Annotated in this window: 15 protein-coding genes; 7 read left to right on the top strand and 8 right to left on the bottom strand. The window is 59.8% G+C overall.

Going from position 1 to position 12,396, the window contains the following annotated elements:
- Window positions 1–34 precede the first annotated feature (34 nt).
- The 6 genes from QMG56_RS12430 to rpsM form a co-directional block, all read right to left on the bottom strand.
- Entirely contained in the window at window positions 35–685 is a 651-nt protein-coding gene (locus QMG56_RS12430) for a hypothetical protein (RefSeq protein ID WP_281822789.1), read from the bottom strand.
- A 55-nt stretch (window positions 686–740) separates the two neighbouring features.
- Window positions 741–2,957 carry a prolyl oligopeptidase family protein gene (locus QMG56_RS12425; protein ID WP_281822788.1) on the bottom strand — a complete coding sequence of 739 codons (2,217 nt, stop codon included), beginning with the start codon at window positions 2,955–2,957 and terminating at the stop codon, window positions 741–743.
- Between the two features lie 100 nt (window positions 2,958–3,057).
- Window positions 3,058–3,483 (bottom strand): 50S ribosomal protein L17, encoded by a 426-nt coding sequence (rplQ, locus tag QMG56_RS12420; protein WP_281822787.1) that lies wholly within the window; start codon window positions 3,481–3,483, stop codon window positions 3,058–3,060.
- A gap of 178 nt (window positions 3,484–3,661) precedes the next feature.
- The gene (locus tag QMG56_RS12415) at window positions 3,662–4,726 is read right to left on the bottom strand and encodes a DNA-directed RNA polymerase subunit alpha (protein WP_281822786.1); all 1,065 of its coding nucleotides are present in this window, start codon (window positions 4,724–4,726) and stop codon (window positions 3,662–3,664) included.
- Between the two features lie 113 nt (window positions 4,727–4,839).
- A complete protein-coding gene (gene rpsK / locus QMG56_RS12410; protein WP_104953188.1) occupies window positions 4,840–5,229 on the bottom strand; it encodes a 30S ribosomal protein S11 in 390 nt (129 codons plus the stop codon).
- A gap of 63 nt (window positions 5,230–5,292) precedes the next feature.
- Window positions 5,293–5,661 carry a 30S ribosomal protein S13 gene (gene rpsM / locus QMG56_RS12405; RefSeq protein ID WP_230188274.1) on the bottom strand — a complete coding sequence of 123 codons (369 nt, stop codon included), beginning with the start codon at window positions 5,659–5,661 and terminating at the stop codon, window positions 5,293–5,295.
- A gap of 226 nt (window positions 5,662–5,887) precedes the next feature.
- On the opposite strand from rpsM, the gene QMG56_RS12400 reads away from it, so the two are divergent.
- Window positions 5,888–6,115 (top strand): AbrB/MazE/SpoVT family DNA-binding domain-containing protein, encoded by a 228-nt coding sequence (locus tag QMG56_RS12400; protein ID WP_281822785.1) that lies wholly within the window; start codon window positions 5,888–5,890, stop codon window positions 6,113–6,115.
- A gap of 219 nt (window positions 6,116–6,334) precedes the next feature.
- The gene (locus QMG56_RS12395; protein ID WP_281822784.1) at window positions 6,335–6,799 is read left to right on the top strand and encodes a GNAT family N-acetyltransferase; all 465 of its coding nucleotides are present in this window, start codon (window positions 6,335–6,337) and stop codon (window positions 6,797–6,799) included.
- A gap of 399 nt (window positions 6,800–7,198) precedes the next feature.
- On the opposite strand, the gene QMG56_RS12385 is transcribed toward QMG56_RS12395, so the two are convergent.
- Both QMG56_RS12385 and rpsU read right to left on the bottom strand, forming a co-directional pair.
- Window positions 7,199–7,744, bottom strand: a complete 546-nt coding sequence (locus QMG56_RS12385; protein ID WP_281822782.1) for an FKBP-type peptidyl-prolyl cis-trans isomerase — start codon at window positions 7,742–7,744, stop codon at window positions 7,199–7,201.
- 87 nt (window positions 7,745–7,831) lie between these two features.
- Complete coding sequence (gene rpsU / locus QMG56_RS12380) at window positions 7,832–8,038, bottom strand: 30S ribosomal protein S21 (RefSeq protein ID WP_104954164.1); 207 nt, start codon at window positions 8,036–8,038, stop codon at window positions 7,832–7,834.
- Window positions 8,039–8,310: 272 nt separating this feature from the next.
- On the opposite strand from rpsU, the gene QMG56_RS12375 reads away from it, so the two are divergent.
- The 5 genes from QMG56_RS12375 (at window position 8,311) to QMG56_RS12355 (ending at window position 12,203) form a co-directional block, all read left to right on the top strand.
- A complete protein-coding gene (locus QMG56_RS12375) occupies window positions 8,311–9,075 on the top strand; it encodes a class II aldolase/adducin family protein (RefSeq protein ID WP_281822781.1) in 765 nt (254 codons plus the stop codon).
- A gap of 50 nt (window positions 9,076–9,125) precedes the next feature.
- On the top strand, window positions 9,126–9,662 hold the full coding sequence (locus tag QMG56_RS12370) for a (2Fe-2S)-binding protein (RefSeq protein WP_281822780.1): 537 nt from the start codon (window positions 9,126–9,128) through the stop codon (window positions 9,660–9,662).
- A 134-nt stretch (window positions 9,663–9,796) separates the two neighbouring features.
- Entirely contained in the window at window positions 9,797–10,747 is a 951-nt protein-coding gene (locus QMG56_RS12365) for an RcnB family protein (RefSeq protein ID WP_281822779.1), read from the top strand.
- A 119-nt stretch (window positions 10,748–10,866) separates the two neighbouring features.
- Window positions 10,867–11,559: a 2OG-Fe(II) oxygenase gene (locus QMG56_RS12360; RefSeq protein WP_281822778.1), complete on the top strand. Its 693-nt coding sequence runs from the start codon at window positions 10,867–10,869 to the stop codon at window positions 11,557–11,559.
- A gap of 173 nt (window positions 11,560–11,732) precedes the next feature.
- Window positions 11,733–12,203, top strand: a complete 471-nt coding sequence (locus QMG56_RS12355) for an RcnB family protein (protein ID WP_230188283.1) — start codon at window positions 11,733–11,735, stop codon at window positions 12,201–12,203.
- Window positions 12,204–12,396 lie beyond the last annotated feature (193 nt).

Genomic DNA, 12,396 nt, shown 5'->3' with positions numbered 1-12,396 from the left:
AAGCGGTCCCTTAATGTGGCAGCGTGTCTTGCGGTTAATTGCTGACCAGATCGCGGCTTAGATAGACGTTCGTCACGCTGTCACCCTGCACCGTACAGGTGAAGCGACGGGTCTCGCCTGCCTGATCGCGATAGGAACCGCGCCGCTCGACTTCGCCGTCGATGTCGTAGCCGCCATTGGTAGGCTGCGGTGTGCCGATGGAGCGGATTTCGGCATAGCCGCCACTCCGCGACGCTTCATCCCGCGCAGCAATAGCACAAGCATCGACGGCGCTATCCTGCCCTGCGATCGGGACTGCATCATTGCTGGCTATGTCGCTAAAGTCGTCATCGGGAGCATTGCGGTAACGCTCTCCGGCATACCCATTGTCTCGCACAGGTGGTGGAGGTACAGGCGGTCTGCGATAATCGGAATTTGCGTCACGCGCCGCGCGATCCTTAGACATCGAACTGGCAACCACAGCCACCGCGCCGATCAGCGCGGCCACGCCAATCGCATCGCCCAGGCCAAAGCAATCGCCACGATGGCGGCGCCAACCGTTGTCATGCCATCCGCCGCCATTTCCCCAGCCACGAGGTCGCGCCTCTGCCGCCGTTACGCTACCCGCCATAAGGGACATGGCCAGAACCGCAGCCGTCAGCCTGTAACCGGTCTTCATCTTCTTACCCTTCCGCAGCGGGAGCATGTATCGCGCGATCATAGCGCGTATCCGGCTTTCGGGAGGCTGAACGACACCCCAATCACTTGGATAGGTCAGTGATTTCCAGACCCGTGAACTGCGCGATAAAGGCGTACATATCCGAAAACTCCTCGATCACCTTGTCGGTCGGCTTGCCTGAGCCATGGCCAGCGCGGGTTTCGATGCGGATAAGATGCGGTTTGGTGCCGATGTCGGTCGCTTGCAGAGCAGCAGCATATTTGAAGCTGTGGCCCGGCACGACGCGGTCGTCAGTATCCGCCGTCGTCACCATGATCGCCGGATAGTCTTTGCCCGCCGCTACATTATGATAGGGCGAATAGCTGTAGAGCAAGCGGAAGTCGTTCTTCTTGGACGGATAGCCATAGTCATCCACCCAATAGCGGCCCGCCGTAAACCGGTCGAAGCGCAGCATGTCCATCACGCCTACGCCCGGTAGTGCCGCGGCAAACAGATCGGGCCTCTGATTTACGACTGCACCGACCAGCAAGCCACCGTTCGAACGGCCCTCAATCGCCAACTGATCCTCGCCAGTGTAGCCATTGGCCTTGAGATATTCACCCGCCGCGATGAAATCGTCGAACACATTCTGTTTGTTCGCGCCGCGTCCGGCATCGTGCCATGCCTTTCCATATTCGCCGCCGCCGCGCAGATTGGCAATGGCGAGCACCCCGCCCTGCTCAAGCCATGCCAAGCGGGTGGGTGCAAAGCCGGGCGTCATGGAAATGTTGAAGCCGCCATAGCCGTACAGCAATGTCGGTGCAGGCTTTTCCGCGGTGGCGATATCCTTGCGCCGGATGATGAACATCGGGATCTTCGTACCATCTTTCGACGGGTAGAAGATTTGCTCGGTCACGAAGTTTTCGGGATCGAAGGCCAGATCGGGCTGAGCAAAGACTTCTGTGGTGCCGGTGGCAGTATCGTAGCGATAAATGGTCGATGGCATAGTGAAGCTGGAGAAGCTGAAGAACGTCTCGGAATCTCCGCTTTTGCCCCCGAAGCCCGCTGCCGTGCCGACGCCCGGTAACGGCACGTCGCCAACGGGCTTGCCGTCCAGTTCGACCAGTTCGGCAATCGTCTTCGCATTTTCCAGATACGCTAGGATGATGCGATTACCCACCAGCGATCCGCCCGCCAGCGTATCGGTGCGTTCGGGTACGATCTCGACCGGCGCCTTCCGGGGATCGGCGGCATCCAGCGTAACGAGGCGCAAACGCGGGGCGCCCTTGTCGGTCATGAACCACAGAGTATCGCCGCGGCTGCCGATGAGGTGCCAGCCATTGTTCAACCCTTTGATCAGGGTGCGCGGCGCGACCGGCGCTTCGCGCCAACCATCGCTCAGTGCCACGAGGGTGACTTCCTGCTTGTCGTCCGTCCCGGATGCCGACGTGATGACGAGCCATTTGCCGTCGTCGGTAACTTCGCCGCTGTGGCCCAGCTTTGGGCGGTCGGGTGTCTGATATATCAACCGATCCTGCGCCTGTGGCGTGCCGACGCGGTGATAATAGATTTGCTGATTTTCGTTCAGCGACTGGAAGGCAGCGCCCTGTGCAGGTGCTGCGAAGCGGGAATAGAAGAACCCCTGCCCTTCTTCGTCCCAGCTAAGATCGGAGAATTTTACCCATTCCACGCGGTCATCCAGCGCCTTGCCAGACGCCACATCGATCAGGGCAAGCGTGCGCCAGTCGGTGCCACCATCCTGCACGGAATATAGCAAATAGCGGCCATCGGGCGACGGCTTCCATTCCGCCAGCGCAGTCGCATTGTCCTTTGACAGAGCGTTGGGGTCCAGCAACATCCGCTGCGCGCCTTTCAGACCATCGCGCACGAAAAGCGGCGACTGGTTCTGAAGGCCTGTGTTGAACGTGTAAAAGTAACGACCGCCCGCTTTGGTGGGCGTGGAGTAGCGCCCATAATCGTACAGCGTCGCCATCCGCTTTTTCAGGATATCGCGCCCCGGCAGCGTCTTGAGGTAGTCCTGCGTTACGGCGTTCTCAGCGGTCACCCATTCGCGCACGGCCGCATCCTGCCGCACGTCATTTTCCAGCCAGCGATAGGGATCGAGTACCTTTACGCCGAAATGATCCTCGACCAGATCGAGGCGACGGGTCTGCGGATAGGACAGCGTGGCTTCCTTCATGATCGTGGCAGTATCGGGCTTGTCAGCGGGGGTTTCGGCAATGGCGGGAGAAAGTGCGATCAGCACAGGCATCAGCACAGGGCAAAGGACCAGCGCGCGGCGCGCGCTTCGGAACGACATGGTGAGGCTCTCCCAAAACGAAAACAGGCCGCCAGCTTAGAAAGCCGCGGCCTGTTTGTGAAGCGCTGTATTGCCGGACTAACTGCCCGGCAACAAAGACTTATGCAGCTTCGTATTCGTCTTCGTCAGCGGTCTGGACCGGACCGGAGTCCTGACCCTTGGCATCGACGTCGCGGTCGACGAATTCGATGATGGCGATCGGGGCAGCGTCCGAAGCGCGGAAGCCAGCCTTGATCACGCGGGTGTAACCGCCGGCGCGATCCTTGTAGCGTTCGGCCAGCACGTCGAACAGCTTGACCAGTTGCGCATCGTCCAGAAGACGCGCGTGCGCCAGACGACGGTTGGACAGGCCACCCTTCTTTGCCAGCGTCACCAGCTTTTCAACATAGGGACGCAGTTCCTTGGCCTTCGGCACGGTGGTCGTGATCTGCTCATGCTTGATAAGAGCAGCGGCCATGTTACGGAACAGGGCCGTACGATGGCTGGAGGTACGTTGCAGCTTACGGCCGCCTACGCGATGACGCATGATAACTTCCTTTTCGTTCGTTCAGGGACCGTTTCAGGTATCCCAGACCAGGCAGCGACGATGGACTGCCTCTTATTAACGTCATCCCCGCGGAGGCGGGGATCCATCTCCCGACCCATCCCCAGCCGCACGGCCGGGAGATGGATTCCCGTTTTTGCGGGAATGCCGGGAGTAGTATTTAGCCGAGCAGTTCCTGCTCCAGCTTCTTGGCCATTTCTTCGATATTCTCAGGCGGCCAGCCTGGGATATCCATGCCGAGGCGCAGACCCATGGACGACAGCACTTCCTTGATTTCATTCAAGGACTTACGGCCAAAATTGGGCGTCCGCAGCATTTCGGCTTCGGTCTTCTGGACCAGATCGCCGATGTAGATGATGTTGTCGTTCTTGAGGCAGTTGGCCGAACGCACCGACAGTTCCAGCTCATCCACCTTCTTGAGAAGATAACGGTTGATCTGGTTCGTGTCGCTTTCGCCTTCCGACGATGCTGCAACAGCATGACCGCCCGACGAGGGAGCCGCCGTGGGCAGCGCGTCTTCGAAGTGAACGAACAGCTGCAACTGATCCTGAAGAATACGCGCAGCATAGGCCACGGCGTCTTCGGGGGTCACGGTGCCGTCGGTTTCGAGCGTCAGCGAGAGCTTGTCATAGTCCAGTTCCTGGCCGACGCGGGTGTTGTCCACCTTGTACGCGACCTGACGAACGGGCGAATAGAGCGCGTCGATGGGGATCAGACCGATGGGGGCATCGGCCGGACGGTTGGCAACGGCAGGGACATAGCCCTTGCCGATGTCGGCCGTCAGTTCCATGTTCAGCGTCGCGCCTTCATCCAGATGGCAGATGATGAGATCCGGGTTCATCACTTCGATGTCGCCCGAAACCGCAATATCGCCAGCCTTCACTTCGGCAGGACCGGTCGCGGAAAGCTGCAGGCGCTTGGGGCCTTCGCCTTCCATGCGCAGAGCGATCTGCTTCACATTCAGGACGATGTCGGTGACATCTTCACGAACGCCGGCGAGCGAGGAAAATTCATGCAGGACGTTTTCGATCTTGATCGAAGTGACCGCCGCGCCCTGAAGCGAGGAAAGAAGAACGCGACGCAACGCATTGCCGAGCGTCAAGCCGAAGCCGCGCTCCAAAGGTTCAGCAACGAACGTCGCCTTGCGCTTTGAATCGCCGCCGACCTTGATTTCAAGGGCGTTGGGCTTCTTCAATTCCTGCCAGTTCTTCATGTTGACAGTCATGTAATTCCCCTGGGAATGGGGCGGGGGCTGCTCCGCTGCGTCAGTGGAAAAGCCCCGGCCGAGTCAGAATTGGATGTGCGGCGCGTCCGCCGCACACCAGAACGGCAAAAGCCTTAAACGCGACGACGCTTGGAAGGGCGTACGCCGTTATGCGGGATAGGTGTAACGTCCCGGATGGAGGTGATCGTGAAACCGACCGCCTGCAATGCACGAAGCGCCGATTCACGACCCGAACCGGGGCCCTTCACTTCGACTTCGAGGGTGCGCACGCCATGTTCGGCAGCCTTGCGGCCTGCATCTTCAGCGCAAACCTGAGCCGCATAAGGGGTCGACTTGCGCGATCCCTTAAAGCCCATGGTGCCTGCCGAAGACCAAGAGATCGCGTTGCCCTGTGCGTCGGTGATCGTGATCATGGTGTTGTTGAAGCTGGCGTTCACATGCGCGACGCCGGAGGAGATATTCTTGCGCTCCCGCTTCTTTATGCGCTGGGGTTCCCGTGCCATTTTACTATCCTACTCAAAACTGGAAAATAAGTGCTCTTAAAGCCTGAACGAACAGGCGAGCGCTTACTTCTTCTTGCCGGCGATCGGCTTTGCCTTGCCCTTGCGGGTACGGGCATTGGTGTGCGTGCGCTGACCGCGAACCGGCAGGCCCTTACGATGACGCAGGCCGCGATAGCAGGCCAGGTCCATAAGACGCTTGATGTTCATTGAGGTCGTGCGACGCAGATCGCCTTCCACCTGATAGCTTGCATCAATCGCTTCGCGAATCTGCAGCACTTCGGCGTCGGAAAGATCCTGAACGCGACGCGACTGATCGATGCCCAGCTTTTCAGCGATATCGACGGCGGTCTTGCGGCCAATGCCATGAATGTAGGTAAGCGCAATAATTACGCGCTTGTTGGTCGGGATGTTGACGCCCGCTATACGTGCCATGTAAAATTTTCTCCTGCTCCACGGGGCGTGTGGCAGCGCCCCATCTCAAAGCGTCGATGTGAACCCCAAGACGCAAAAAAGACGGCCAGCGCATTTGCACTGCCGCAACCAAGCGTGTCGGGATGAGTTGCCCTTACTGAGTCGCTGTTGGACTGTCAAGGGATCGGCGGCGGAGATAGGCCCTGTTATCCGTGCGGCACGGCCCACATCCTATTATAACATATGTATGAACAAGGTGCTGAAACTCATCAAGATCGGAAACTCCACCGGCGTAATCCTGCCCAAAGAGATATTGGCGCGGTTGCATGTGGCTTTGGGGGATGAATTGTTCCTAAGCGATGCGCCGGATGGCCTGCGCCTGACCGCATCCGACCCCGATTTCGCGCAGAGCATGGCGTTGGCCGAGGAGATAATGCGCGAAGACCGTGATATTCTGCACATTCTGGCAAAATGACCGACACCCCAAGGCGCGAACGGACAGGCGGGCAAGCACGATGGCTACCCGTCGCCTTAAGGGACGCGAATTCCAACAGTCCGCGCGACTTCCTGACGCCTATGATCTGATTGTCGAAGGATTTAGGTCCATAGTCAGAATCTGCTGCGCACGCGTCACCACAATGCTCTCAAAAACACGTCTCATTGCCGCCATGATATTCGGCAAGATATTCATGTCATGACGATGATACGGTACGCGATCTTCCCTGATGACACAGCGGCGGTGCTGTGCATCTGGCGTGAGTTTATCACCAATTCCCCAGTGAATCTCGATTACCAGAACAACGATGCCGAGTTCGCCAACTTACCGGGTAAGTATGCGTCGCCGAAGGGATGCGTTCTGCTCGCGGATCGGGAAGGCGAAATTGAGGGTTGCGTCGCGATGCGCCAAGTCTCTCCCGAAATATGCGAGATGAAACGGCTATATGTTCGTCCTCAAGCTCAGGGACGTCACCTTGGTCGTGCTCTCGCTGAGCGCCTGATCGAAGAGGCCCGTGCTGTCGGTTACAACGAAATGAGGCTCGATGTGCAGGCGAAGTTCGTCCCCGCGCGCAGACTTTACGAAACACTCGGTTTTGTTGCGGCGGACCCGATCTCGTTCAATCCGGTTCCCGGCGCCTCATTTCTCGGTCTTCACCTTTAGCTGATGCGGTAACTGATCTCTGTTTCGCGCCGACAAACAGGTGTTGCCGTCAGTGTCCGCTTCTGAGCATCGAGTATGGTCGAATATATGACGGGATGTGGCCTACCTCGTCATCACCCCTCCCCATCCAAAGAAACGACCGCACGTGGCACCCGCTTGCCCTTTGTGCGGCTGGTAAGGTGGATGTGGTGGCAGCGGTCGCAGCGATAGGGGCGCAGGGGGAGATTGGCGCGGTGCGCGGCGGCTAGCGCGTCCTCTTCGGAGGCGTAGCGTCTTTTTCGGGCGCAGATGCTTAGGCGGGTACGCAATTTGGACCTCGCCTATGGGTGTGTAGCATCCGTCTCAATGAAGCCCCCTCCCTAAGAGAAGGGGCGTTCAGACACCGGCGATGGGAAAGTCTTACTGGCCGGGAGCCGTGGGTGCGCCGGGCATCGGGGCGCCGCCGGGTGCACCGGGCATACCGCCTGCGCCGCCCTGCATCATCTGCATCTGGCGCTGCATCGCTTCGATCTCAGCGCGCGATTTGAAGTCCAGCAGGGTTACGTCGAATTCCAGCGTCGAATTGGCCGGGATCGGACCCTTGGCTTCCGCGCCATAGCCAAGCTGCGGCGGGATGCTGATGTGGTACTTGCCGCCCTTCTTCATCTTCAGAAGCGCCTGCGTGAAGCCGGGGACGAGGCCGTCCACGGGCAACGCAGCCTGTTCGTTCTGATCGAAGACGGTGCCGTCCTTCAGCTTACCGACATAGGACACGAGCACGACATCGCTGACGGTGGGGCTGACGCCCTCCCCTTCTTTCAGGATTTCGAAGCCCAACGTGTCCACGGTTGCGGAACCGGCATAGGCAAGGCCGCCTGCCGCCAGCACGACCGCCGCGATGCCGACCCATAATTTCGTCAAGGAACCCTTGGCAATGGGACGGAGCGGAACAGCGGTGGTCGACATGGGCAGACGCCTTAATCTTGCAGTGTGGATAATCGCATCATGCGGCGCCCCGATGTGGCACGCCGTAACAGAGTGTGCGGTACGTCCTTACCGGACGCCGTCACGCTCCGCACGCTTGCGATCCATCTTACGAGCGCGACGGACAGCAGCAGCCTTTTCACGGGCACGCTTTTCCGACGGCTTTTCGTAATGACGGCGCAGCTTCATTTCGCGATATACACCTTCGCGCTGCAGCTTCTTCTTAAGGGCGCGCAACGCTTGATCGACATTGTTATCGCGAACGATGATTTGCATGAGGCCTTCAATCTCCAATCGAATAACAACCGAACCGCCGGGACATATTCATGCCCCACCGGGCCGGCCGTAAGCAATAATAAGGGGTCGCCGCAGAGCGGGTCTGCGCCGTGTGTCGGGCGCGTTACCAGCAGAGTCGCGATATTTCAACCCCCAGCGGCATTGGCATGGCCGGAAAAGGGGTGAAGCGATGCGCGAGGGGCACAACGGCCCCTCGACATGTGCCGATGCTTTGTGGTCTACAAACATCAATGTCAATAAGGAGAGGTGCCATGGCTACTGCAATAGAGGCTTCGCGCCGCAGCATGTCGGACGCAGAATGGGCCGCGCGGCAGCAGCTTGCCGCCTGCTATCGGATATTCGCGCGGCAGGGTTGGGACGAGCTGATCTACAACCACATCACCCTGCGCGTGCCGGGGGAGGACAATGCGTTTCTGATCAATCCGTACGGGCTGCATTATCGCGAGATATGCGCGTCCAATCTGGTGAAGATCGATATCGACGGGACTGTGCTGGATGGCAGCCCCTACCCCGTCAACAAGGCCGGGTTTACGCAGCATAGCGTTTTCCACCGGCATCTGCCTGACGCGCATTGCATTATACATACGCATACGACGGCGGGGATGGCGGTGTCGGCGACGCAGGAAGGGTTGATGCCCACCAATTTCTATGCCGCTGCGTTCCATGGGCAGATTGCTTATCATGCGTTCGAAGGCATCACGATCCGCCCCGAAGAAGGCGTACGGCTGATTGAGAGCCTGGGCAACAAGCGGACGATGATGCTGCGCAATCACGGGACGCTGGTGATGGCGGAGACGCTGCCGGCGGCGTTCTTCCGGCATTGGGCGTTGCAGCGCGCGTGCGAAATTCAGGTGGCGACGGGTGCGGCAGGAACGCCTGCGCTTATTCCCGACGCGGTGATCGCCGTGCATCAGCGCGACATGGCGGGTGTGCAGCTTCCCGGCGGGCAAGGCGCTGCGGACTTTGCAGCGATGGTGCGGATGCTGGAACGCGACGAAACCGACTGGAAAGAATGACGCGGCGACAGGGTTCCTGAAATGCGGACCATGCGATACAGACAGCGGCGATGACCAAGTTCACCGTCAACGACCGGCCTGTGCAGTATCGCATGGACCCCGACACGCCCCTGCTGTGGGCCTTGCGCGATGCGTCCAACCTGACCGGCACGAAATATGGGTGCGGCACGGGGGATTGCGGCGCGTGTACGGTCGACATCGATGGCGAAGCGATCCGGTCGTGCCAGGTCACCATTGCGCAGACCGAGGGGCGGTTCGTCACGACCGTCGAAGCCCTATCGCCCGATCGCAGCAATCCGGTGCAGCAGGCATGGGTTGCCGAAAACCTGCCGCAATGCGGTTTCTGTATGCCGGGGATGATCATGGCGGCGGCGGTCCTGCTGAAGCGGAACAGCGATCCGACCGATGCGGACATCGATGCGGCAATCACCAACCTGTGTCGATGTGGCACCTACCCCCGCATCCGCGAAGCCATGAAGCGCGCGGCGCGTATCCAGCGCGGTGAGGAGCAGGTTACCGCTGCCCCGCCGCCGGGCATCACACCGCAGGATGCCGCACGTGTGGTCCCTGCCCTGCGCGTTCCCTGATCGGGACATCGCCACGGCATAGTGTCATTGAATCCTTTCCGAATGCTGACACATTAATTCAGCATCCCGACATGGCCGTACGCCTAATCGGGATACACAAGGCGCCAATTCGGCTCCAGGTGAGGACGAAGCAGATGACGATGAGGACCATGATGCTTGCCGGACTGATGGCTGCAACGGCGCTAGGCGCGGTTGCTCCGGCCTATGCCCAGCGTGGCGATGATAATGGTGGGCGTGGGCGCGGCGGCGAAATGCGTCAGCAGCGCATGGAACAGCGCCAGCAGGTCAACCCAGGTGCGCAGCAGCAGCAGCACCAGCAGCGCACATGGCAGGAACGCCCGGATCGGGGCGCTCAGGTGCGTACCGATAGCGGCGTGCAGGTGCAGGGGCGCGAATGGCGCGGTCGCGGCGAAGGGCGTCAACCGCAGGTCATTCAGCAGCAACCGGTGACGCCGCAGGTCCGTCGGGATATTCGCGAAGACCGTCGCGACATACGCGAAGATCGCCGTGACCGGCGCGAAGATGTGCGGGACGTTCGCAACGGCAATAATGGCTGGCGCGACCGGGCCGAAGATCGTCGCGACTGGCGCGAAGACCGCCGCGACGTGCGCGAGGATCGCCGTGATGTCCGCAATGACACCTGGCGCAATGACCGCAGAAATGACGGCAGCCGCGACTGGGGCACCCGTGGTTGGGACAATCGCAATGGCGCCAATTACGCCTACGGCAATCGTGGGCGCATCAACGAACGGGACCGCTGGTCCAATCAGCGGCGGTGGGACAATGGCTGGCGCAACGACCGGCGTTACGACTGGCAGAGCTATCGCCGCAACTATGGCCAGATCTACCGCCCCGGTCGCTATTATGCGCCGCGCGGATGGAATTATGGCTATCGGCAGTTTTCCATCGGTATCCAGTTGAACAGCCTGCTCTACTCGAACAATTACTGGCTGAACGATCCCTATCAATATCGCCTGCCGCCCGCCTACGGGTCGCTGCGATGGATCCGATATTATGACGATGCGTTGTTGGTCGATACCCGTGACGGTTACGTCGTCGATGTGATCAACGGCTTCTTTTATTAAGCTATGGCAGCTTCCTGGACTGGCCTTCAGGAACCACTGGACCCGGAACGGAGACGTTCCGGGTTCCTTTCGTTTGGGGCACTATTGTCTGGCGCTGCTCGCAGTGGCAGGACGTTAACATGCAGGACGACACGATAGACGATGGAGGCATCGCCTCGCCCCGGCGCGCTTCAATCGGCGAGCTGGTGCGCAAGCGGCTGGATCGCAATCCCCTGGTGAGCCGGATTGCTACCGATACGCTGGATATCTATGGTCGCCATGCGTTTCTGACACCGACGGAATGCGCACTGATGCGGACGATGATCGACGCCAATGCGCAGCCTTCGACGCTGTTTTCCGGCAGTGCCAATCCCGATTACCGCACCAGCCATAGCTGTCATCTCGATCCGCAGGACACACTGGTGCGCAGCATCAGCGACCGGATCGGCGGATTGCTGGGCATCGATCCCGAATATGGGGAGACGTTGCAGGGGCAGCGTTACACCGCGTCGCAGGAATATAAGGTGCATTGCGATTTCTTCCCCGCCACCGCCGCTTATTGGCAGGCCATGCGGCGATCCGGCGGGCAGCGCACATGGACGGCGATGATTTATCTGAGCGATGTGGCCGAGGGTGGGGAAACCCATTTCCCGATGTGCGAATTCATGATCCCACCCAAGGAAGGCATGATCCTGGCGTGGAACAACATGGATCGCGATGGCGCACCCTTGCAAGCCAGTCTGCACGCCGCCAAACCCGTTATCACCGGCACCAAATATGTCGTGACCAAATGGTATCGCGAAAGCCTGTGGACCCCTTCTAAAGCGAAATGACGCCGCTCGCACTGTTACACTTTATTACCTTAGCTTTCAGATTCCTGACGCTGTCATTTCCATCCGGTTCAGGACCGCTGGCCCATAAAGGCGTTGTCGATGCAGGACGCCCCCATTTTGGGTCGCCCCGCATCCGCAAGTAACCACCGTCCCAATCCGAAGGGAGAGACGATATGCGTAAGATTGTCCTTATTGCCTTGTTGGCTGCCACAGCCGTACCAGCCACCGTATCCGCCCAATCCTATGGCGAAGTGCGCCGTAGCGAGCGCGATCTGCGCGAAGAACGGCGCGATCTGCGCCAGGCACAGCGCTATGGCGATCGTCGCGATGTCCGTGAGGAACGCCGGGATGTGCGCGATGCACGTCGCGAAGTGCGCGAAGATTGGCGCGATTATCGTCAGAGCCATCGCAATGTGTATGCACGCGGCGAATGGCGTGCGCCGTTCCGTTATCAGAACTGGCGTGCAGGCGCACGGATTGCGCCGAACTATTACGGGTCGCGCTATTTCATCAACGACCCGCGCCGCTATCGCCTGCCGCCTGCCGGTCGCGACCTGCGTTATGTCCGGCACTATGACGATGTCTTGCTGGTGAACATGCGCACCGGGCGCGTTGTTCAGGTATACAATCGCTTCTTCTGGTAAACAGGGCAGCGTAGTTAGAGGAAAGCCCCCGTGCGAGAGCGCGGGGGCTTTCCTATTACGAAACCCCGCCCGGTGGCCGCGCGCTACTCGAAAGCCGCGCGCGGCCGATGGTCGACGGGAGGGGGGATGCCGACCATCAGTCCGAAAGGGGGTGGACTATAGGGGCGAACACGAAACGAACCGGTATGTTCCG

The sequence above is a fragment of the Sphingobium sp. BS19 genome, assembly GCF_027925545.1.
GTDB lineage: Bacteria > Pseudomonadota > Alphaproteobacteria > Sphingomonadales > Sphingomonadaceae > Sphingobium.
Note: the sequence above shows the minus strand (reverse complement) of the source record. Positions and strands in the feature narration are given on the sequence as shown.

Bases quoted from the DNA above. Each gene is read 5' to 3' on its own strand.
- QMG56_RS12430 (WP_281822789.1), bottom strand. From the start codon at position 685: ATGCTCCCGCTGCGGAAGGGTAAGAAGATGAAGACCGGTTACAGGCTG.
- QMG56_RS12425 (WP_281822788.1), bottom strand. From the start codon at position 2,957: ATGTCGTTCCGAAGCGCGCGCCGCGCGCTGGTCCTTTGCCCTGTGCTG.
- rplQ (WP_281822787.1), bottom strand. From the start codon at position 3,483: ATGCGTCATCGCGTAGGCGGCCGTAAGCTGCAACGTACCTCCAGCCAT.
- QMG56_RS12415 (WP_281822786.1), bottom strand. From the start codon at position 4,726: ATGACTGTCAACATGAAGAACTGGCAGGAATTGAAGAAGCCCAACGCC.
- rpsK (WP_104953188.1), bottom strand. From the start codon at position 5,229: ATGGCACGGGAACCCCAGCGCATAAAGAAGCGGGAGCGCAAGAATATC.
- rpsM (WP_230188274.1), bottom strand. From the start codon at position 5,661: ATGGCACGTATAGCGGGCGTCAACATCCCGACCAACAAGCGCGTAATT.
- QMG56_RS12400 (WP_281822785.1), top strand. From the start codon at position 5,888: ATGAACAAGGTGCTGAAACTCATCAAGATCGGAAACTCCACCGGCGTA.
- QMG56_RS12395 (WP_281822784.1), top strand. From the start codon at position 6,335: ATGACGATGATACGGTACGCGATCTTCCCTGATGACACAGCGGCGGTG.
- QMG56_RS12385 (WP_281822782.1), bottom strand. From the start codon at position 7,744: ATGTCGACCACCGCTGTTCCGCTCCGTCCCATTGCCAAGGGTTCCTTG.
- rpsU (WP_104954164.1), bottom strand. From the start codon at position 8,038: ATGCAAATCATCGTTCGCGATAACAATGTCGATCAAGCGTTGCGCGCC.
- QMG56_RS12375 (WP_281822781.1), top strand. From the start codon at position 8,311: ATGGCTACTGCAATAGAGGCTTCGCGCCGCAGCATGTCGGACGCAGAA.
- QMG56_RS12370 (WP_281822780.1), top strand. From the start codon at position 9,126: ATGACCAAGTTCACCGTCAACGACCGGCCTGTGCAGTATCGCATGGAC.
- QMG56_RS12365 (WP_281822779.1), top strand. From the start codon at position 9,797: ATGACGATGAGGACCATGATGCTTGCCGGACTGATGGCTGCAACGGCG.
- QMG56_RS12360 (WP_281822778.1), top strand. From the start codon at position 10,867: ATGCAGGACGACACGATAGACGATGGAGGCATCGCCTCGCCCCGGCGC.
- QMG56_RS12355 (WP_230188283.1), top strand. From the start codon at position 11,733: ATGCGTAAGATTGTCCTTATTGCCTTGTTGGCTGCCACAGCCGTACCA.